Origin of the sequence: Nonomuraea sp. WAC 01424 (assembly GCF_003947315.1) — a bacterium.
Lineage (GTDB): Bacteria > Actinomycetota > Actinomycetes > Streptosporangiales > Streptosporangiaceae > Nonomuraea > Nonomuraea spiralis.
The window spans coordinates 1-16,998 of the sequence record NZ_QHHZ01000023.1 but is presented as its reverse complement, the minus strand read 5'-3'; the positions used below and the strand labels follow the sequence as shown (position 1 = coordinate 16,998).

Sequence of the window (16,998 nt, the reverse complement as noted above, 5' to 3'; positions counted from 1 at the left end):
TGCCGGGGATCACAGGTGAATGCCGCATTCGACCTTCCCCAGCCCCGCCCAGCGGCCGCTGCGCGGGTCCTCGCCCTCGGCGACCTGGCGGGTGCACGGCGCGCAGCCGATCGAGGGGTAGTTGTCGTAGTGCAACGGGTTGATCAGCACGCCGTTGTCTGCGATGTAGTTGTCGACGTCCTCCTGCGTCCAGGCGGCGATCGGGTTGACCTTCACCATCTGGCGCTTGGCGTCCCACTCGACGACCTTGGTGCTCGTACGGCTGGACGACTCGTCCCGCCGGATGCCGGAGATCCACGCCAGATACGGCTCCAGCGCCCGGTTCAGCGGCTCCACCTTGCGCAGGTAGCAGCACAGGTCCGGGTTGCGGCCGAACAGGCGCGGCCCGAGGTCGCGATCCTGCTCCTGGACCGTCCTGGACGGCTTGATGTCGATCACGTTGACGTCATAGACCTGCCGCACCGCGTCACGGGTGCCGATCGTCTCGGCGAAGTGATAGCCGGTGTCGATGAACAGCACGTCCACGCCGGGTTTGACGCGGCTCACCAGATCGATGAGCAACGCGTCGCTCATGGAGGACGTCAGGCACAACCGGTCGCCGAACGTCGCGGCGGCCCACCGGATGATCTCCCTGGCCGGGGCGCCCTCAAGGAACGTGGCGGCGGACTCGACGATGTCCTGAAGGTCGAGCGTGCCACGTTGATCTCTTAAACCGACCTCGATGTCGACCAGCGTCATATCTTCACTCCGATCCCGAGAAACTTCAGCTTGAACGCGCGGGCGCAGGCGCGGCAGTACCAGCCGCCGTCCCCCTCGTAGGGCTCCAGATCCTCGTCGCCGCAGTACGGGCAGTGGAAGGGAACCGCTCGTGTGGTCATTTCAGGTCCGCCTCGTCGGCGCGCTGCACCCAGTCGGCGAAGGACTCGCCTTCCTTCTTCTGGGTGTCGTAGTTGCCCACCACGCGCTCGACGTAGTCGGGCAGGGCCTTGGCGGTGGTCTTCAGGCCGCGCACCTTGCGGCCGAAGCCCGACTCGACGCCGAGCGAGCCGCCCAGGTGGATCTGGTAGCCCTCGACCTGGTCGCCGTTCTCGTCCACGACGAGCTGGCCCTTCAGGCCGATGTCGGCGACCTGGATGCGGGCGCAGGAGTTGGGGCAGCCGTTGACGTTGATGGTGAGCGGCTGCTCGAAGTCGGGCAGCCGCCGCTCCAGCTCGTCGATCAAGTGCGCGGCGGTGGCCTTGGTCTCGACGATGGCGAGCTTGCAGTACTCGATGCCCGTGCAGGCCATCGTCTGGCGGCGGAACGTGGAGGGGTTGACCTGGAGGTCGTTGGCCTCCAGCTCGGCCACGAGGGACTCCACCCGGTCGGGGGCGACGTCGAGGACGACCATCTTCTGCTCGACGGTGGTGCGCACCCGGTCGGAGCCGTGCCGCTCGGCGATGTCGGCGATCGCGTGCAGCTTGTCGCCGTCGAGGCGGCCCACCTTGGGCGCGAAGCCCACGTAGAAGTTGCCGTCGTTCTGCGGGTAGACGCCCACGTGGTCGCGGCGGCTGCCGCGCGGCAGGGTGGGCGCGGGGCCGTCGGGCAGGCTCTCCTTGACGTACTCGGTCTCCAGCACCTCGCGGAACTTCTCCACGCCCCAGTCGTTGACCAGGAACTTCAGCCGGGCCCTGTGGCGCAGCCGCCGGTAGCCGTAGTCGCGGAAGATGCCGATCACGCCCGCGTAGACGTCGTTGACGCGCTCGGGGCTGACGAAGACGCCGAGGCGCTTGGCCAGCATCGGGTTGGTGGACAGGCCGCCGCCGACCCACAGGTCGTAGCCTGCCTCGCCGTGCTCGTTGACCACGCCGACGAACGCCACGTCGTTGATCTCGTGCACGGTGCAGTGGGCCGGGCAGCCGCTCAGCGCGGTCTTGAACTTGCGCGGCAGGTTGGAGTACGCGGGGTTGCCGATGAACTCCTGGTTGATCGACCAGATGTCCGGGGTGGCGTCGAGCACCTCCTCGGAGTCGATGCCGGCCAGCGGGCAGCCCAGGATGACGCGCGGGGTGTCGCCGCACGCCTCGGTGGTGGACAGGCCCACGGCCTCCAGGCGCTCCCAGATGTCGGGCACCGACTCGATCTCGATCCAGTGGAGCTGGATGTTCTGGCGGTCGGTCAGGTCGGCGGTGCCGCGGGCGTACTCGTTGGCGATGTCGGCGATCGTGCGCAGCTGGCGCAGGTCGAGCTGGCCGCCGTCGATGCGTACGCGGAGCATGAAGTAGCGGTCGTCGAGCTCCTCCGGCTCCAGGATCGCGGTCTTGCCGCCGTCGATGCCGGGCTTGCGCTGGGTGTAGAGGCCGTACCAGCGCATGCGTCCGCGCAGGTCGGCGGGGTCGATCGAGTCGAAGCCCCGCTTGGAGTAGATGTCGATGATGCGCTGGCGGACGTTGAGGCCGTCGTCGTTCTTCTTGTTCTCTTCGTTCTTGTTCAGCGGCTCCCGGTAACCGAGAGCCCACTGGCCTTCGCCGCGCGGGCGCTTGTGATGCCGGCTGGCAGGGGTGCTCATTGCGCGTCCTTCGGTTCGTGGGCGCGCGCAGCGTTCCTCCTGCCTCGTCGTCGAGTGCAGGGGTTCAGGGTGGGTGCGACGCGCTCTGCGGTGGAGAAGATGAGTTAGCGGGCGTCGCAACAGATGGCACTGCGGACACGCTGAAGGTCGACGTGGCGTCGACCGACGAGCATGGGGTCCGCTGGCATACCTCCGAAGATACTCCGGTGACCCCGGATGTCCAAGATGGGGTCCAGAGTCTGGACTTCCGGGGCCCTATCCCTGGCGCGGCCAGTCGAGCGCCGACTCCTGGGGCCGCTCCTCGCTCTGATGCTGGCAGTCGCACCAGGAGCCGCCGCGGCAGTCGTCGTGACGCTTGTCCTTGCAGCTCTCGCAGATCACGTCTGCATTATTCTCCTAGAACCTTGTTCGGGTTAGGCTGGCGCCCGTGGATCTCATGGCCGGACTGCTCACCGACCTCCAAGCCGAGACCGATTCCCTGGAGGCGCTGCTCGCGCCTCTGCGGCCCGCGGGCTGGGAGACGCCCACGCCCGCCGAGGGGTGGGCCGTACGCGACCAGGTGAGCCACCTGGCCTGGTTCGACGACGCCGCCGCGCTCGCGGTCACCGACCCGGACGGCTTCCTGGCCCTGGCCGCCCGGACCGGCTCGGTGGACGACCTGGCCGAGGCGTCCCGCGGCCTGCCGCCGGAGGAACTGCACGCCTGGTTCCGTACGGCGCGGGCCCGTTCCCTGGAGGCGTTCGCCGCGCTCGGCTCCCGTACCCGGGTGCCCTGGTTCGGCCCGGCGATGTCGGGCGCGTCGTTCGTCACCGCGCGCCTGATGGAGACCTGGGCCCACGGCCAGGACGTCGCCGACGCGCTCGGCGTCGCCAGGGAGCCCACCGACCGGCTGCGGCACGTGGCCCTGCTCGGCTTCCGCGCCCGGCCCTACAGCTTCGCCGCCCGCGGCCTGCCCCAGCCCGCCGAGCCCGTACGGGTCGAGCTCACGACCCCGGCCGGCGACCCGTGGACCGCCGGCCCCCCGGACGCCCGGACCGTCGTACGCGGCCCGATGCTCGACTTCTGCCTGCTGGTCACCCAGCGCGTCCACCTGTCGGACACGGCCCTGGAGACGGCAGGTGAGCCCGCCCGCGCCTGGATGGAGATCGCCCAGGCGTTCGCCGGGCCGCCCGGGAAGGGACGGCCGCCCCGGTCAGGGTAAGTTCAGGGTCCTACCGGATGACGTGGACCGCACGCCCGGTGACATGCTGTGAGCATGCGCACCATTCTGAACGTCATCTGGCTGGTGTTCGCCGGTATCTGGCTGGCGATCGGCTACGCCGTGGCCGGGGTCATCTGCTGCATCCTCATCGTCACGATCCCGTTCGGCATCGCCTCGTTCAGGATCGCCGCCTACGCCCTGTGGCCGTTCGGCCGGACGGTCGTACGCGATCCGGACGCCGGCGTCTTCTCCCTGATCGGCAACATCATCTGGTGCGTGGTCGCGGGCGTCTGGCTGGCGATCGGGCACGTGGTCACCTCGATCCCGCTGTTCATCTCCATCATCGGCATCCCCATGGGCATCGCGAACCTCAAGCTGATCCCCGTCTCGCTCCTTCCGCTGGGCGCGCGCATCGTGGACAACGACTAGGGCAGGAGCCGGGACGTAAGCTGTCCCGGAGAGTAACTGCGAATACCTTTGGGTGCCATGACGTCCACCGATGCGCGTTCCCGGCCGAAGAGGCGGCTCGCCTCCAACGCCCGGGCCAGGCTGAACTGGGTGCTCGACACCAACGCGTGGGCGATCGTGCGCGCGGCCACCAACGCGGGTGTCAACTACCGCGTCACCGGCCTGGCCGGCGAGGCGGCGTTCTTCGCACTGCTGTCGCTGCCGCCGTTCGTGCTGGGCCTGATCGGCGTGCTCGGCAAGCTCGGCACCTGGCTCGGCGGCGGCGTCGTCACCGAGGTCAAGACCTGGGTGATCGAGCAGGCCGGACTGCTGTTCACCGACGAGGCCGTCAAGAAGGTGATCAGTCCGCTCATCACCGACGTGCTCAGGGACGACGCCAACAAGGTCTCGATCATCTCCCTCGGCTTCCTGCTGTCGCTGTGGTCGGGCTCGCGGGCGCTCTACGTCTACGTCGACCTGATCTCGGTCGCGTACGGGCTGGGGGAGGAACGCGGCATCATCCGCACCCGGCTGATGTCCTTCGGCCTCTACGTCGTCGGCCTGATCATCGGCATCATCGTCATGCCGATCCTCGTCATCGGCCCCACCCTGCTCAAGGACGCCCTCCCCGGCGAGTACGGCATCCTCATCGACATCCTCTACTGGCCGGTCGTGATCAGCGGCTCGGTGCTCTTCCTCACCGTGCTCTACCACGTCAGCGTGCCGGTGCGGACCAAGTGGTACCGGGAGCTGCCCGGCGCGATCCTGGCCCTGTTCCTGTGGATCCTGTGCGCGGCCGTCCTGCGGGCGGTGCTGGCGGCCTGGTTCTCGCCCGTCTCCGTCTACGGCTCACTCGCCGCCCCGATCGCGCTGCTGCTGTGGCTCTACATCACCGCCCTGGCCGTGCTCATCGGGGCCATCCTGAACGCCGAGGTCGACCGGCTCTGGCCGGGAGAGAGCCGGACCAAGTAGCGGGAAGCGGCCGGTTGCGCATCCGCTATCGTCTAGGGCGACGCGACTGGCGCATTCGGTGGGATCGACCACCTGGGAGCGGTTTAACCGGAGCGGAGGCCGAGCGCCTGGGTCTTCGCCAAATTGTCAATGATGACAGGGGAGTCATGAGTTCTCTTGCTAGCGTCGACCCGCAGCTCGCCGAGCTCATCAAGGCGGAGGAGAGCCGCCAGGCCGACACCGTCAAGCTGATCGCGTCCGAGAACTACGTGTCCAAGGCCGTGCTGGAAGCGACCGGCACCGTCCTGACCAACAAGTACTCCGAGGGCTACGCGGGCAAGCGCTACTACGAGGGCCAGCAGGTCATCGACCAGATCGAGACGCTGGCGATCGAGCGGGCCAAGGCGGTGTTCGGCGTCAACCACGCCAACGTCCAGCCGTACTCGGGCTCGCCCGCCAACCTCGCCATCTACCTGGCCTTCCTGCAGCCCGGCGACACCGTGCTCGGCATGGGCCTGCCGTTCGGCGGCCACCTGACCCACGGCTGGTCGGTCTCGGCCACCGGCAAGTGGTTCAACCCGGTCCGCTACGGCGTGCGCAGGGACACCGGCCGCGCCGACCGTGACGAGGTGCGCGAGCTGGCCCTGGAGCACCGGCCGAAGCTGATCTTCTGTGGCGGCACCGCGATCCCGCGCACGATCGACTTCGAGGGCTTCGCCTCCATCGCCCGCGAGGTCGGCGCCGTGCTCGCGGCCGACATCGCGCACATCGCCGGCCTGGTCGCGGGCGGCGCCCACCCGTCCCCGGTGGGCCACGCCGACGTGATCTCCACGACCACCCACAAGACGCTGCGCGGCCCGCGCGGCGCCATGCTCATGGCCACCGCCGACGAGCACGCCACCGCGCTGAACAAGGCCGTCTTCCCCGGCCTTCAGGGCGGTCCCCACAACCACACCACCGCCGCCATCGCCGTCGCGCTGCACGAGGCCGCCCAGCCGTCCTTCCGCGACTACGCCCACCAGGTCGTCGCCAACGCCAAGGCCCTGGCCGAGGAGCTGTCCAACCGGGGCTTCGACCTGGTCTCCGGCGGCACCGACAACCACCTGATCCTGCTCGACCTGACGCCCAAGGGCATCGGCGGCAAGCCGGCCGCCCAGGCGCTCGACCGGGCCGGGCTGGAGACCAACTACAACGCGGTGCCGTTCGACACCCGCAAGCCGTTCGACCCGTCCGGCATCCGCATCGGCACCCCGTCGGTCACCTCGCGCGGCATGGGCGAGGCCGAGATGCGGCAGATCGGCGCCTGGATGGACGAGGTCGTCACGGCCCTGGCCAAGGGCGACGCCGAGGACGTCATCACCCGCGTGCACCACGAGGTCAGCGAGCTGACCGCACAGTTCCCCGCGCCCGGCCTGGCCGGACCCGGCCCGCGCCGCCGCCCGCCGGGCGGACGGCCGGACGCCCCGCCGCACGGGCTCCCGTGTGCGGCGGGGCGCCGGTCGCGACCGGGGCCGGAGTTCCCCGGGTCGCCGGTAGGACCGGCGGGGGCGGGACCGAGCCGCCCCTGACCGGCCTCGGAGGGCTTGAGCGTGCTGTTCGTCGTACGGCAGGCAGTACGCGGCCTGGCCCCGCCGAGGTTCATCCGGGAAACCGGTAAATTTCCACAAAACGGTCAGTGCTGGACCGTCACCACGATCTTGCCGAACTGGGCGTTGCCCTCCATGTGACGGTGGGCCTCGACGATCTCCGCCAGCTCGAACGTCCGGTCCACCACCGGCCGGAAGGCCCCCGACCGCAACCCGGAGGCCACGAACGCGGCCGCCCGCCGCAGCCGTTCGGGCACCCGCGTCGTCTCGTGCATCGTGTACGTGCGCATGTTCAGCGCCGGCATGCCGAGGTCGATCCCCGGATAGGGCGTCGGCAGGCCGCTCAGGGCCCCGTACACCAGGTGCAGGCCTTCGGGGGCGACGAGCCCGGCCAGTTCCGTCACCCCGGGACCGGCCACCGCGTCGAACACGTACTCGGCCCCGCGCCCGCCCGTCGCCGCCAGCACCCGCTCGGTCACGTCCTCCGACTCGGTCACGATCACCTCGGCCGCGCCCTCCTTCAGCAGCGCCTCCCTCTTGGCCGCGGTACGGGTGAGGGCGATCGGCGTGGCGCCCATCCGGTCGGCCACCCGGATCGCGGCCAGGCCGACGCTGCTGGAGGCGGCGTTCAGCACGACCGTGTCCCCGGGACGCATCCCGCCCACCTCGACCAGCGCGCCGTAGGCCGTCACGTACGGCATCCACACCGCCGCGCCGTCGACCGGGCCCACCCCCTCGGGACGGGCCAGCACCGCCGCCGCCGGGACGACCGCCCGCTCGGCGTAGACCCCGTAGTCGTTCTGCGAGAACGCCGGCACCGTGCTGACCGGCTGGCCCACCCGCAACCCGGTCACGCCCGCGCCGAGCGCCTCGACCACGCCGGCGGCCTCGGTGCCGAGCCGGGAGGGGAAACGGCTTACCGGCTCGATGTAGTGGCCGCTGCGGAACAGCGCCTCGGACCTGTTGAGCCCGATCGCCTCCACCCGGATCAGCACCTCGCCCGCCGCGGGCTCGCCGGCCGGGGCGTCCTCCAGCCTCAACACCTCGGGGCCGCCGAGCTCGCGGAACAACACCGTCCTGGTCATCACATGGTCCTTTCGTCTCAGTGGGCGCCATTCAACCCCTAAGTACGACCGTCGTCAAACTTCGATGGGTGTCGTACTATGGGGCCATGGAAGCCGACCGCACCCCGGACCACCCAGACCTGCGGGAGGTCACCCTCCAGAAGGTTCTCGAAGCCCTCGTCGACCCGGTCCGGCGCAGGATCGTCGGTCAGCTCAGCGACGCCGCCGACGACATCAGCTGCGGCGGGTTCGACATCTCCGTCAGCAAGTCCACGGCCACCCACCACTTCCGCGTGCTGCGCGAGGCCGGCCTGATCCGGCAGTACTACGTCGGCACCGCGCGCCTCAACACGCTGCGCCGGGCCGAGTTCGACGAGGCGTTCCCCGGGCTGATCGACGCCGTCGTCGGCGCCGGGCGCCCCGGGCTCAGACCTTGACGGTGAGCAGGGGCGTGCCGGTCCTGGTGACCACCTCGAAGCGGTCGATCTCCTTCAGCGGCATCGCGCTGCCGCCGTGCATGTAGAGCGGGGACGGCGAGCCGGGGACGCCGTAACCCGGCGCGGGCACCGACCAGCCGGTCATCACGCGCCGTTCGCCCGACTTGCCCACCGACACCAGCTCGCACTCCAGCGGGCCCTTCACCCCCGACAACTTCAGCGCCGCGTGTGTGCCCCAGCCCTTCGACTCCACCACCAGCCCGCCCGACACCCCGTTCACGCCCTTGCCCGCGATCGGCGTGCCGTCGGCGTAGAACTGCTCGGCCGGACCCATGTGGTCGGTACGGCCCGCCATCGCCGGCGGCGGGTCGCCCCCGGAGAGTTGCGTGCCGAGCGTCAGCCCCCCGGCCACCAGCGCGACCGCCGCCGCCATCCCGAGCAGGAACGTGCCCCTGCGCGCCCGCCGGTCGGCCGCCTTCTTGCGGCGGAGCAGGTCGGCCACGCCGGCCTGCCCCTCAGGAGGAGGGCCGGCGTCCTCCACCGGGCCGATGCCCTGCAGCACGCCGGCCACCCCCGCCAGGTCCGACAACTCGAACCGGCAGGACGAGCAGGTACGCAGGTGGGACTCGAAGGCCAGCCGGTCGTCCTCCTCCAGCAGCCCGAGGGCGTAGGCGCCCACATCGGTGTGCTCGACCTGCGAGGTCACGCCGTCACCCCCCTCTCCTCCAGAGCGACGCGCAGCGCGCGCACCGCGTAGTAGACGCGGGACTTCACGGTGCCCACCGGGATGCCGAGCGCCTCGGCGGCGTCGTTGACCGACCGGTCCCGCAGGATCGTCTCGTTCAGGATCTCGCGGTGCGCCGGTGACAACGCCTTCAGCGCCTCTGACACGACCACCTGGTGCAGCAGCCCCTCCATCTCGTCCGGCACCGGCATGCTCTCCAGCGCCCCGTCGCCCGACTCGTGCGGGCGCGCCTCCTTGCGCCGCCGGTCATCGATCACGATACGTCTGGCCACCGTGGCGAGCCAGGGCATGAGCGAGGGCGTATCGGGATCCAGCCGTTCGGCGCTGCGCCAGGCCCGGATCATCGTCTCCTGCACCACGTCTTCCGCCCACTGCCGGTCGCCCGCCGTCAGCCGTACCACGAAGGCCAGCAACGGCCGGTGGTACTCCCGGTAGAGCGCGGACACGACGACCTCGTCGTCCGGTCGCACCCGCCGGATCAGGTGGCGCAGGCGCTGCTTGCCCGCCGGGGCTGCCCCCTCGGCCGAGGGCGGGGGATACGTGCTGATCCGCATCATTCCCCTTTCTCGCGTCCGTCGGGAGGGAGTACGCTCGGCCGCCCTGGCACGGTTCAACACAAGGCCGAAGAAAATTGGATTGCATCCCCAGCGCCAGGGTGATTAGAGTCGCTTGCGCAACCGATCGAGGAGGTGAGGACTATGCGGGTCATTCTGTTCCGCCTGCCGTCCGTCTACCTCCGGGAGCTCGTCTGAGCTGCCCGTTTCCTTCTCGATCAAAGGTTTCACCGTCTTGTCTTTCGATCTTTTCCTGCTCGGCTGGACCGACCTGCGCGCCGCCGAGCTTCCTGCTGACACCGTCCCGGCGCGGGTGGCCCGTGTCGACCGCGCGGCCGCCGAGGTGATCGCCGCCGACGGTCAGCACCACGTCAAGTACGGCGCCCGCGTGCGCCGTTCGTCCGTCGGTGATCCGGTGGCGCTGCCGTGCGTCGGCGACTGGGTCGCGCTCAGATGGCTGCCCGAAGGCCGGTACGAGCTCGACGAGGTGCTGCCACGCACCACCGCGTTCGTCCGGGGCGGCGTGAGCCGCGACTCCGTGGGCGGCCTGTCCGGCGACGGCCAGGGCCAGGTGCTCGCGGCCAACGTCGACGTCGTCTTCGTGGCCGAGCCGTCCATGCACTCGACCGACTTCGCCGACCTCGGCCGCATCGAGCGGCTGGTGGCGCTGGCCTGGGAGTCCGGCGGCACGCCCGTCGTGCTCGTCACCAAGGCCGACCTGTCCGAGTCGGGGCTCGACGAGCTGCTGGCCGACGTACGCGCCGCCGCGCCGGGCGTCGACGTGCACGCCGTCTCCTCGCTGCGCGGGGAGGGGGTCACGCTGGCCGCGGGCTACCTCCACGGCTCCCGTACGGCCGTCGTGCTCGGCCCGTCCGGCGCCGGCAAGTCCACACTGGTCAACGCGCTGGCCGGGCTCGGAGTGATGGAGACCCAGCAGGTCCGGGCGGCCGACGGGCGCGGGCGGCACACCACCGTGCACCGGGAGCTGATCCCGCTGGCCGGCGGCGGGCTGATCATCGACACGCCGGGCATCCGCCGGATCGGCCTCTACGACATCGGGGAAGGCGTCGATCTCGTCTTCGCCGACATCGAGGAGCTGGCCAGGCGCTGCCGGTTCGCCGACTGCGGGCACGTGAGCGAGCCCGGCTGCGCGGTGCTGGCCGCCCTGGAGAACGGCGAGCTGCCGGAGCGCCGCCTCCAGAGCTGGCGCAAGCTGCAGCGGGAGGCCGCGTGGATGGCCTCCCGTACGGACGCGCGGCTGCGCAAGGAGCAGCAGAACAAGTGGAAGATCATCCACAAGGAGATGCGCCGCTCCCCGCGTAACCGCCCCTGACCCGCGATCTCGCCCGCGCCCCGCCGCCACGTGCGGTGAGGCGCGGGGGAGAAGGGTAGGCACAGGTCATGGAGTTGTTCGCGGATCGGGCCGAGGCCGGGGCGTTGCTGGCCGAGCGGCTGCCGGAGGTGCATGACCCGGTCGTGCTGGCGTTGCCGCGCGGCGGGGTCGCCGTGGCCGTCCCCGTCGTACGCCGGATCGGCGGCGAGCTGGAGGTGCTGGTCACCCGGAAGATCGGCTACCCGCCGGCCCCCGAGCTGGGGGTGGGGGCGATCGCCGAGGGCGGGGAGCCGGTGTTCGACCTGACGATGCTCGACCGGCTGGGCCTGACGCCCGAGGCCGTGGCGGACGTGGTCGAGCGGGAACGCCGTGAGCTGGCGCGCCGGGTGGAGACGTACCGGGGCGGCCGGCCGCTGCCGCCGCTGGCCGGGCGCGAGGTGATCGTCGTGGACGACGGCCTCGCGACGGGCGTCACCGCCAGGGCGGCCCTGCGGGCGGTGGCCGCGGCCCGGCCCGCCAGGCTGACGCTGGCCGTTCCGGTCGGCGCGCAGGACACGGTCAGGATGATGCGCTCGGAGGCCGACGAGGTGGTGGTGCTGCTGACCCCGGCCGACTTCAGGGCGGTCGGCCAGTGGTACGCGCACTTCGACCAGCTCACCGACGAGGACGTGCTGGACCTGCTGGACCGGCGGTGACCTCGCCCGTACGGGCGGCTAGCCGGAGAGCACCGCCCACACCAGCTTGCGGGAGCCGCCGGGGGCGAACCAGCCCCACGCGGTGCAGAGCGCGTCGACCAGCCGCAGCCCACGCCCGTACTCGGCGAACACGTCCGCCGGCGCCGCCACCGGCACGGTCTCGCTGTGGTCGGTCACCACGCAGGCCAGCTCGGGACGGTGGAACAGCAGCCGGAGCTGCACCGCGCCGCCGCCGTGCCGCATGGCGTTCGTGACCAGCTCGGAGACCACCAACTGGACGTCGAAGGCCAGGTCGGAGGCCGTCCACGAGGTGAGCGTCCGGTCCACGAAACGCCGGGCCGTCGCCACACACGCGGGCTCGAACGCGGTGCGTTCATGAAAAGGGAGCACCGCCTCGCACTCCCCGGCACGCCCATCCACCAGAATGGACGCGAGCCACCCTGGTGGCCGGGAACCTATGGCGGCTTGCGGCCGAGCGTCGAAAGTCGTCATTCTGGCCCCCGAAGCGCGGTTTGGTGATCCAGTGCCCATCTTTACGGGGTGTGGTTATTGATGCAAGACTTTTCGTGTTTTACCGATGCGAATACCATCTGCACGTGCAGATGATCTAGGAGCGGTCGAGTGAGCGCACAGAGCGCGGAGGGAAAGCTTCTCAGCTACTCGCCGGGAAGCCCGACAGTGCTGCGCATCCTGCTGGGTACGCAACTACGCAGACTGCGTACCGACAAGGGCATCTCCCGCGAGGACGCCGGATACTCCATCCGCGCGTCCCACGCGAAGATCAGCCGGCTTGAGCTGGGGCAGGTCAGCTTCAAGCAGCGGGACGTCGCCGACCTGCTCACCCTCTACGGCGTCATCGCCCCCGAGGAGCGCGAGCCGCTGCTCGCCCTGGCCAGGCAGGCCAACGCCCCCGGCTGGTGGCACAAGTACGGCGACCTGCTCCCCGGCTGGTTCGAGGTCTACATCGGACTTGAGGGCGCCGCCTCCGCCATCCGCACGTTCGAGAACCAGTTCGTCCCCGGACTGCTGCAGACGCCCGCGTACGCCAAGGCCGTGATCAGGCTCGGCAACGAGAAGGCGCTCGACCCCGAGCTCGACCGCCGCGTCGCGCTGCGGGTCACCAGGCAACGACGCCTGGAGAGCGGGCTCAAGCTGTGGGCCGTGATCGACGAGGCGGTCCTGCGCCGCGTGCTCGGCGGGGCCGAGGTCATGCGCGAGCAGGTCCGCCACCTGCTCGACGCCACGGAGAGGCCCAACGTCACCGTCCAGGTGGTGCCGTTCGAGAGCGGTGGCCACGCGGCGGCCGGCGGCGCGTTCAGCATCCTGCGCTTCCCCGAGCGTGACCTGCCCGACGTGGTCTACATGGAACAGCTCACCAGCGCCCTCTATCTGGACAAGCCGGTCGATTCCGACCACTACATGGAGGTCATGGACCGGCTCAGCATTCAGGCCCTTGAGCCCAAGCAGACGCGGCACTTTCTGGAACAGCTCCTTTCCGGATGAGCTGCTAAAACTCCTGTGATCCACTCCATAGTCGGATTTTTGGTCATCCGGTATATGGAGTTCGTCGTGCTGTCGTATGGTCAGCGCAAACGCGGATGCACGTGCATCCGTAAGATCGCTAGGAGCTGCCCCCATGCATGAGTTCCGGAACGGAACCCCCGCCGGTCGCCTCCCCGTCGTCTGGCGCAAGAGCAGGCGGAGCAACCCCAACGGCAACTGCGTCGAGGTCGCGGACCTGCCCACGGGTGAGATCGCCATGCGCAACTCCCGGTTCCCCGACGGCCCCGCGCTGGTCTACACGCAGGCCGAGATCACCGCGTTCGTCCTGGGGGCCAAGGACGGGGAGTTCGACGACCTGATCGTCTGATCAGCGGGGTTCGTTGTACCAGCGCCATCGGGTCAGGCGCGGCCGTCCGGGAATCTCGCCGCGGCCGGTGGCCCACAGCAGCGTGGACCAGGGGGCGGTGTCCACGGGCGCGTCGGGGAACAGCCGGGCCAGCACCCGCGCGCACACCTCCGCGGGCGGCTCCCAGGGCAGGCCCAGCCCCTCGGCCAGGTCGTGCATGTGCACGAGCGTCTCCACCAGGCCCATGGCGGCGAACGCCGTCGCGTCCCCCATGCCGAAGATGTGATGGCCGCGCGCCTGCGGCGGCGCGGTGCGCACCATGGACGACAGCAGCGCGCCCCGGCCCTGGAGCACCTGCAGCAGCCCGCCGGGGCCGGCCGCGCGGTCGGCGTGGATCGAGTTGTTCGGGCCGCCGGGCCTGCGCCGCTCCAGCGCGAAGGGCACGTACGTGTCCATCGGCGGCACCTTGAGCCCGAGCTGGGCGGCGTAGGAGAACAGGTCGTCGGCGAGGTGCTCGACGGTCTCCCAGCAGGTCCACTCCAGCGAGCCCGCCCTCTGCTCCCACGCCTGCGGCGGCGCGCCCCGCAGCGTGTCGACGGCCAGGGCGACGGCCTCGTCGAGGTCGTCGGCGGTCACATGGGCTGGTTCCGGCATGAGGGGCACCCTATCGCCCGTCCGCTTCCTGCACGCCCGTGTAGGGTCGTCACGATCCGCACGTCCGCCACGAGAGCCGTACCGCATGACCGAGCCCGAAGACCTCACCGCGCGCGCCCGCATCAGGGACGCGGCGCTGCTGCACTTCGGCGAGCACGGGTTCGAGGGGGCCACGATCCGGGCCATCGCCGAGGCCGCGGGCGTGTCCTCCGGGCTGCTGCGCCACCACTACGGCTCCAAGCAGGCGCTGCGCGAGGCGTGCGACGAGCACCTGATCAGGATCGTCCGGCGGATCGCCGGCGACCTCCGCGACGGCGGCCTTCCCGCCGGGCACAATCCCGTGGCCGCCGCCCTCGGCGCGCTGGGCCCGTACCGGCTGTACGTGGCGCGGGCGCTGGCCGAGGGCTGGGCGGCCCCGCTGTTCGACGGCATCGCCGAGCTGAGCGAGCAGTGGCTCGAAGAGCTCGACGAGACCCGCGCGGACGAGCCGTTCGCCGGGCGCAAGGCGCGCGCGACCGTGTCCACGGCCATGTCGCTGTCGGTCGGCGTGCTGCACAAGCACGTCTCCCGCGGCCTCGGCGTGGACGTGTTCAGCCCCGAGGGCGCCCACCTGCTCGCGCTCACCCTGCTCGACCTCTACTCCCACCCCGTGCTGACCCCGGAGGCGGCGGCGGAGATGCGGGACGCCCTCGCCAAGAGCCACGAAAGCGGATGATCCCGCTCAGGCCAGGAAATCCTCCAGCGCCGGGCGCAGCGCCTCGGGCTCGCCCAGCACGCCGTGGTCCTGCCCGGGGAGGACCAGGTGCCGGGCACCCGGTACGGCCTCCGCGACCGCCCGTACGGCGTCGAGCATCCACGCCGGGGACCGGTCGCCGCCGATCGCCAGGGTGGGCACGGTGATGCCGGCCAGCCGTCCGGCCGGCAGCGACTGCCCCGGACCCGACACGGCGGCGTCGTAGGGAAGCGTGTGCGCCAGCCCGGTGAACCAGTTCCACACGGGCTCGGACCGCATCCCCGCCACCACCTGCTCCGGCACGTCGGCGCCCTCGGTCAGGAACATCGCCACGGCGTCGTCGCGCCGGTCCTGCTCGACCAGGGCGCGCAGGCGACCGGCGAAGTCGTCCCCGGGGCGGGAACGGGCGTCGCTCACGACGTACGGCGGCTCGTAGACGGCCAGGCGGGCGATCGGCAGCCCCCGCGCGGCGGCTTCGAGCGCGAGGATCGCGCCGGAGGAGTGGCCGAAGACGCTCGCCGAGCCGCCGGCCTGCTCGATCAGCGCCGCCAGGTCCTCGACCTCGCGCTCCACGGCGTAGGCGGGCGCGTCGCCGCTGCCGCCCCGGCCCCGGCGGTCGTAGGTGATCGCGCGGAAGGCGGGCGCGAGGGCGGCGGCGAGGGGGGCGACCGTGGTGCGGTCGTTGAACGCGCCGCCCAGGAGGATCACCGGGTGGCCGTCGCCGCTGCTCTCGAACGCGATGCGGGTGCCGTCGGCCGAGGTGACGGTCTGAAGCGTGGGCTGCATGTCGAACTCCTTCTACGGGCTCTTGTCACCGGGAGGTCGGAGCCGGCCCACGCTTCTCTACATGCTTCTACCGATAAATTCGCGGATCGGCCTGAAGGCCGCGCGACAGGCGGACGGTGATGAACTCGTTGTCGTCCGGACGGCCCGGCGTGCGGCCGTTGGAGAAGGGGAAGTTGTTGTCGTCCAGCACGGCCAGGGTGCGGTCGTCGAGGACGACCACGTCCTCGATGGTCTGGAACGGGAACCTGAACGTGCCGGGAGCGCCGCCGAGACCGCGCGGGTCGGCCAGGTCGAGCAGGTCCGCCACCTGCGTCTTGTCCAGCGCGCCGTCGTGGTCCCTGTCACGGGTGTCGGCCAGGTAGATGCGCTTGACCTTGGCCGCGTCGCCCTGGAGGTTGTCCCGCTCGATGATCAGGAAGCGGTTCGCGTCCACGGCGATGGCGTCGCCGATGGAGTGGGAGGGGTCCTCCAGCTGGTACGTCCACGTGCGCCCGGTGTATGCGCGCTTGCGCAGGTCGAACTCGTTCATCCGCAGCGTGCCCGCCGGGTCGCCGTCCACCGTGCCTTCGAGCAGCGGGTAGAGCCTGCGGCCGTCCACGGACCTGGCCATGCCCTCGAAGCCCTTGCTGCTGGCCAGGTTGGGCCGGCCGCCGTTCAGGTAGGGGTGCTCGGGGGCCTTGACGCCGGGCAGTTCGATCGGGGCTTCGAGCAGCCGGCCCTTGCGGTCGAAGTGCAGCAGGAAGGGGCCGAACTCGTCGCCGATCCAGTACGTGCCGTCCGTCGCGCGCACGATCGACTCGACGTCGAAGTCGGAGCCGGTCAGCGTACGGTCCGGGCGGGTCAGGGCGAACGGGACGAGCCCGCGCGGGTCGGTCAGGTTGACGCCGCCGAGCACCTCGACCGACTTGGCGGCGAAGTCCGGCTTGACGTGGTGCACGCGCAGGAGGAAGTCGGCGCTGTTGGCCTTGTTGCCGAAGCCGTTGTCGGAGAGCACGTCGAAGGTGCCGTCGTGGCGGCGGGCGATGCCGCTGAAGCCCTGGACGGGCTGGCCGGGGAAGGGCGGGGTGACGCCGTTGACCGGCGCGGTGCCGAGGAGCGAGCCCGACGGCTCGCTGCCGGGGACGTAGGTCTGCGCGGGCAGCGCGGCGAAGCCGGTCAGCGTGGCGCGGCCGAAGCCGGCCTGGCCCTTGTCCTCGGGCCGGAGTGAGTCGGCCGTCGCGGGGGCGGCGAGGGCGAGCGCCAGGGCCGCCGCGCACGTCAGGGTGGTGATGCGTCTCATGGCGGGCACGCTAGGAGCTGTTTCTTGGATCAGGTCCGGAGCCAGATGACCAGGGCGGCCAGGGTGACGGTGCCGAGGAAGATGTAGGCGCGCTTGTCATAGCGCGTGGCCACGGCCCGGAAGTTCTTCAGCCGGT

22 protein-coding genes and 1 pseudogene are annotated in these 16,998 nt (G+C 70.8%); 10 read left to right on the top strand and 13 right to left on the bottom strand.

Annotated features, from left to right (window positions below):
* Nucleotides 1-9: 9 nt before the first annotated feature.
* From DMB42_RS45570 to DMB42_RS55690, 5 genes are all read right to left on the bottom strand, one after another.
* The gene (locus DMB42_RS45570; protein WP_125646206.1) at nucleotides 10-738 is read right to left on the bottom strand and encodes a phosphoadenylyl-sulfate reductase; all 729 of its coding nucleotides are present in this window, start codon (nucleotides 736-738) and stop codon (nucleotides 10-12) included.
* Nucleotides 735-878, bottom strand: a complete 144-nt coding sequence (locus tag DMB42_RS45565) for an Insertion element protein (protein ID WP_103955276.1) — start codon at nucleotides 876-878, stop codon at nucleotides 735-737. Before DMB42_RS45565 ends, DMB42_RS45570 begins: the two co-directional genes overlap by 4 nt.
* The gene (locus DMB42_RS45560) at nucleotides 875-2,548 is read right to left on the bottom strand and encodes a nitrite/sulfite reductase (protein WP_125646204.1); all 1,674 of its coding nucleotides are present in this window, start codon (nucleotides 2,546-2,548) and stop codon (nucleotides 875-877) included. Before DMB42_RS45560 ends, DMB42_RS45565 begins: the two co-directional genes overlap by 4 nt.
* A gap of 104 nt (nucleotides 2,549-2,652) precedes the next feature.
* Entirely contained in the window at nucleotides 2,653-2,736 is an 84-nt protein-coding gene (locus DMB42_RS56545) for a putative leader peptide (RefSeq protein ID WP_311132608.1), read from the bottom strand.
* A 67-nt stretch (nucleotides 2,737-2,803) separates the two neighbouring features.
* Complete coding sequence (locus DMB42_RS55690) at nucleotides 2,804-2,929, bottom strand: hypothetical protein (RefSeq protein WP_260478325.1); 126 nt, start codon at nucleotides 2,927-2,929, stop codon at nucleotides 2,804-2,806.
* Between the two features lie 55 nt (nucleotides 2,930-2,984).
* Between DMB42_RS55690 and DMB42_RS45555 the strand changes: the two genes are divergently transcribed.
* From DMB42_RS45555 to glyA, 4 genes are all read left to right on the top strand, one after another.
* Nucleotides 2,985-3,749, top strand: a complete 765-nt coding sequence (locus DMB42_RS45555) for a TIGR03084 family metal-binding protein (protein WP_185845219.1) — start codon at nucleotides 2,985-2,987, stop codon at nucleotides 3,747-3,749.
* 54 nt (nucleotides 3,750-3,803) lie between these two features.
* Nucleotides 3,804-4,178 (top strand): YccF domain-containing protein, encoded by a 375-nt coding sequence (locus tag DMB42_RS45550; RefSeq protein ID WP_125646200.1) that lies wholly within the window; start codon nucleotides 3,804-3,806, stop codon nucleotides 4,176-4,178.
* A 57-nt stretch (nucleotides 4,179-4,235) separates the two neighbouring features.
* Nucleotides 4,236-5,168, top strand: a complete 933-nt coding sequence (locus tag DMB42_RS45545; RefSeq protein WP_229823316.1) for a YihY/virulence factor BrkB family protein — start codon at nucleotides 4,236-4,238, stop codon at nucleotides 5,166-5,168.
* Nucleotides 5,169-5,314: 146 nt separating this feature from the next.
* Nucleotides 5,315-6,715, top strand: a complete 1,401-nt coding sequence (gene glyA / locus DMB42_RS45540; protein WP_396985798.1) for a serine hydroxymethyltransferase — start codon at nucleotides 5,315-5,317, stop codon at nucleotides 6,713-6,715.
* 104 nt (nucleotides 6,716-6,819) lie between these two features.
* On the opposite strand, the gene DMB42_RS45535 is transcribed toward glyA, so the two are convergent.
* Nucleotides 6,820-7,818, bottom strand: coding sequence for a zinc-dependent alcohol dehydrogenase family protein (locus DMB42_RS45535; protein WP_125646198.1), 999 nt, complete (start codon nucleotides 7,816-7,818; stop codon nucleotides 6,820-6,822).
* A gap of 86 nt (nucleotides 7,819-7,904) precedes the next feature.
* On the opposite strand from DMB42_RS45535, the gene DMB42_RS45530 reads away from it, so the two are divergent.
* Entirely contained in the window at nucleotides 7,905-8,234 is a 330-nt protein-coding gene (locus DMB42_RS45530; RefSeq protein WP_125646197.1) for a helix-turn-helix transcriptional regulator, read from the top strand.
* Here the strand turns inward: DMB42_RS45530 and DMB42_RS45525 are convergent.
* Nucleotides 8,224-8,940: an anti-sigma factor gene (locus DMB42_RS45525; protein ID WP_125646195.1), complete on the bottom strand. Its 717-nt coding sequence runs from the start codon at nucleotides 8,938-8,940 to the stop codon at nucleotides 8,224-8,226. The two genes, DMB42_RS45530 and DMB42_RS45525, sit on opposite strands and share 11 nt — an antisense overlap.
* Nucleotides 8,937-9,425, bottom strand: a complete 489-nt coding sequence (locus DMB42_RS45520) for a sigma-70 family RNA polymerase sigma factor (protein ID WP_221762665.1) — start codon at nucleotides 9,423-9,425, stop codon at nucleotides 8,937-8,939. The genes DMB42_RS45525 and DMB42_RS45520 overlap by 4 nt, the downstream gene beginning before the upstream one ends.
* Before the next feature lie 343 nt (nucleotides 9,426-9,768).
* Between DMB42_RS45520 and rsgA the strand changes: the two genes are divergently transcribed.
* The gene (gene rsgA / locus DMB42_RS45515; protein WP_125646193.1) at nucleotides 9,769-10,866 is read left to right on the top strand and encodes a ribosome small subunit-dependent GTPase A; all 1,098 of its coding nucleotides are present in this window, start codon (nucleotides 9,769-9,771) and stop codon (nucleotides 10,864-10,866) included.
* 68 nt (nucleotides 10,867-10,934) lie between these two features.
* Nucleotides 10,935-11,561: a phosphoribosyltransferase gene (locus DMB42_RS45510; protein WP_125646191.1), complete on the top strand. Its 627-nt coding sequence runs from the start codon at nucleotides 10,935-10,937 to the stop codon at nucleotides 11,559-11,561.
* Nucleotides 11,562-11,579: 18 nt separating this feature from the next.
* On the opposite strand, the gene DMB42_RS45505 is transcribed toward DMB42_RS45510, so the two are convergent.
* Nucleotides 11,580-11,951, bottom strand: coding sequence for an ATP-binding protein (locus DMB42_RS45505; protein WP_229823318.1), 372 nt, complete (start codon nucleotides 11,949-11,951; stop codon nucleotides 11,580-11,582).
* A gap of 231 nt (nucleotides 11,952-12,182) precedes the next feature.
* Here DMB42_RS45505 and DMB42_RS45500 point away from each other — a divergent pair, with 231 nt between their 5' ends.
* Nucleotides 12,183-13,064: a helix-turn-helix transcriptional regulator gene (locus DMB42_RS45500; protein ID WP_125646187.1), complete on the top strand. Its 882-nt coding sequence runs from the start codon at nucleotides 12,183-12,185 to the stop codon at nucleotides 13,062-13,064.
* Between the two features lie 133 nt (nucleotides 13,065-13,197).
* Complete coding sequence (locus DMB42_RS45495) at nucleotides 13,198-13,431, top strand: DUF397 domain-containing protein (protein WP_125646185.1); 234 nt, start codon at nucleotides 13,198-13,200, stop codon at nucleotides 13,429-13,431.
* Here the strand turns inward: DMB42_RS45495 and DMB42_RS45490 are convergent, their stop codons facing one another.
* The gene (locus tag DMB42_RS45490) at nucleotides 13,432-14,064 is read right to left on the bottom strand and encodes a maleylpyruvate isomerase N-terminal domain-containing protein (protein WP_125646183.1); all 633 of its coding nucleotides are present in this window, start codon (nucleotides 14,062-14,064) and stop codon (nucleotides 13,432-13,434) included. It abuts the gene before it with no gap.
* Nucleotides 14,065-14,149: 85 nt separating this feature from the next.
* Between DMB42_RS45490 and DMB42_RS45485 the strand changes: the two genes are divergently transcribed.
* Complete coding sequence (locus DMB42_RS45485) at nucleotides 14,150-14,779, top strand: TetR/AcrR family transcriptional regulator (protein WP_125646181.1); 630 nt, start codon at nucleotides 14,150-14,152, stop codon at nucleotides 14,777-14,779.
* Between the two features lie 6 nt (nucleotides 14,780-14,785).
* Here DMB42_RS45485 and DMB42_RS45480 read toward each other — a convergent pair whose 3' ends face one another.
* The 3 genes and pseudogenes from DMB42_RS45480 to DMB42_RS45470 form a co-directional block, all read right to left on the bottom strand.
* Nucleotides 14,786-15,583: an alpha/beta fold hydrolase gene (locus tag DMB42_RS45480; protein WP_125646179.1), complete on the bottom strand. Its 798-nt coding sequence runs from the start codon at nucleotides 15,581-15,583 to the stop codon at nucleotides 14,786-14,788.
* 67 nt (nucleotides 15,584-15,650) lie between these two features.
* A complete protein-coding gene (locus DMB42_RS45475) occupies nucleotides 15,651-16,862 on the bottom strand; it encodes an esterase-like activity of phytase family protein (RefSeq protein ID WP_125646177.1) in 1,212 nt (403 codons plus the stop codon).
* 29 nt (nucleotides 16,863-16,891) lie between these two features.
* A pseudogene (locus DMB42_RS45470) lies at nucleotides 16,892-16,998 on the bottom strand (IS5/IS1182 family transposase); the annotation flags it as partial.

Coding starts and splice junctions, on each gene's coding strand:
- DMB42_RS45495 (WP_125646185.1), top strand. CDS start 13,198: ATGCATGAGTTCCGGAACGGAACCCCCGCCGGTCGCCTCCCCGTCGTC.
- DMB42_RS45480 (WP_125646179.1), bottom strand. CDS start 15,583: ATGCAGCCCACGCTTCAGACCGTCACCTCGGCCGACGGCACCCGCATC.
- DMB42_RS45490 (WP_125646183.1), bottom strand. CDS start 14,064: ATGCCGGAACCAGCCCATGTGACCGCCGACGACCTCGACGAGGCCGTC.
- DMB42_RS45475 (WP_125646177.1), bottom strand. CDS start 16,862: ATGAGACGCATCACCACCCTGACGTGCGCGGCGGCCCTGGCGCTCGCC.
- DMB42_RS45545 (WP_229823316.1), top strand. CDS start 4,236: ATGACGTCCACCGATGCGCGTTCCCGGCCGAAGAGGCGGCTCGCCTCC.
- glyA (WP_396985798.1), top strand. CDS start 5,315: ATGAGTTCTCTTGCTAGCGTCGACCCGCAGCTCGCCGAGCTCATCAAG.
- DMB42_RS45535 (WP_125646198.1), bottom strand. CDS start 7,818: ATGACCAGGACGGTGTTGTTCCGCGAGCTCGGCGGCCCCGAGGTGTTG.
- DMB42_RS45560 (WP_125646204.1), bottom strand. CDS start 2,548: ATGAGCACCCCTGCCAGCCGGCATCACAAGCGCCCGCGCGGCGAAGGC.
- DMB42_RS45550 (WP_125646200.1), top strand. CDS start 3,804: ATGCGCACCATTCTGAACGTCATCTGGCTGGTGTTCGCCGGTATCTGG.
- DMB42_RS45565 (WP_103955276.1), bottom strand. CDS start 878: ATGACCACACGAGCGGTTCCCTTCCACTGCCCGTACTGCGGCGACGAG.
- DMB42_RS56545 (WP_311132608.1), bottom strand. CDS start 2,736: ATGCCAGCGGACCCCATGCTCGTCGGTCGACGCCACGTCGACCTTCAG.
- DMB42_RS45555 (WP_185845219.1), top strand. CDS start 2,985: ATGGCCGGACTGCTCACCGACCTCCAAGCCGAGACCGATTCCCTGGAG.
- DMB42_RS45485 (WP_125646181.1), top strand. CDS start 14,150: ATGACCGAGCCCGAAGACCTCACCGCGCGCGCCCGCATCAGGGACGCG.
- DMB42_RS45570 (WP_125646206.1), bottom strand. CDS start 738: ATGACGCTGGTCGACATCGAGGTCGGTTTAAGAGATCAACGTGGCACG.
- DMB42_RS45530 (WP_125646197.1), top strand. CDS start 7,905: ATGGAAGCCGACCGCACCCCGGACCACCCAGACCTGCGGGAGGTCACC.
- DMB42_RS45510 (WP_125646191.1), top strand. CDS start 10,935: ATGGAGTTGTTCGCGGATCGGGCCGAGGCCGGGGCGTTGCTGGCCGAG.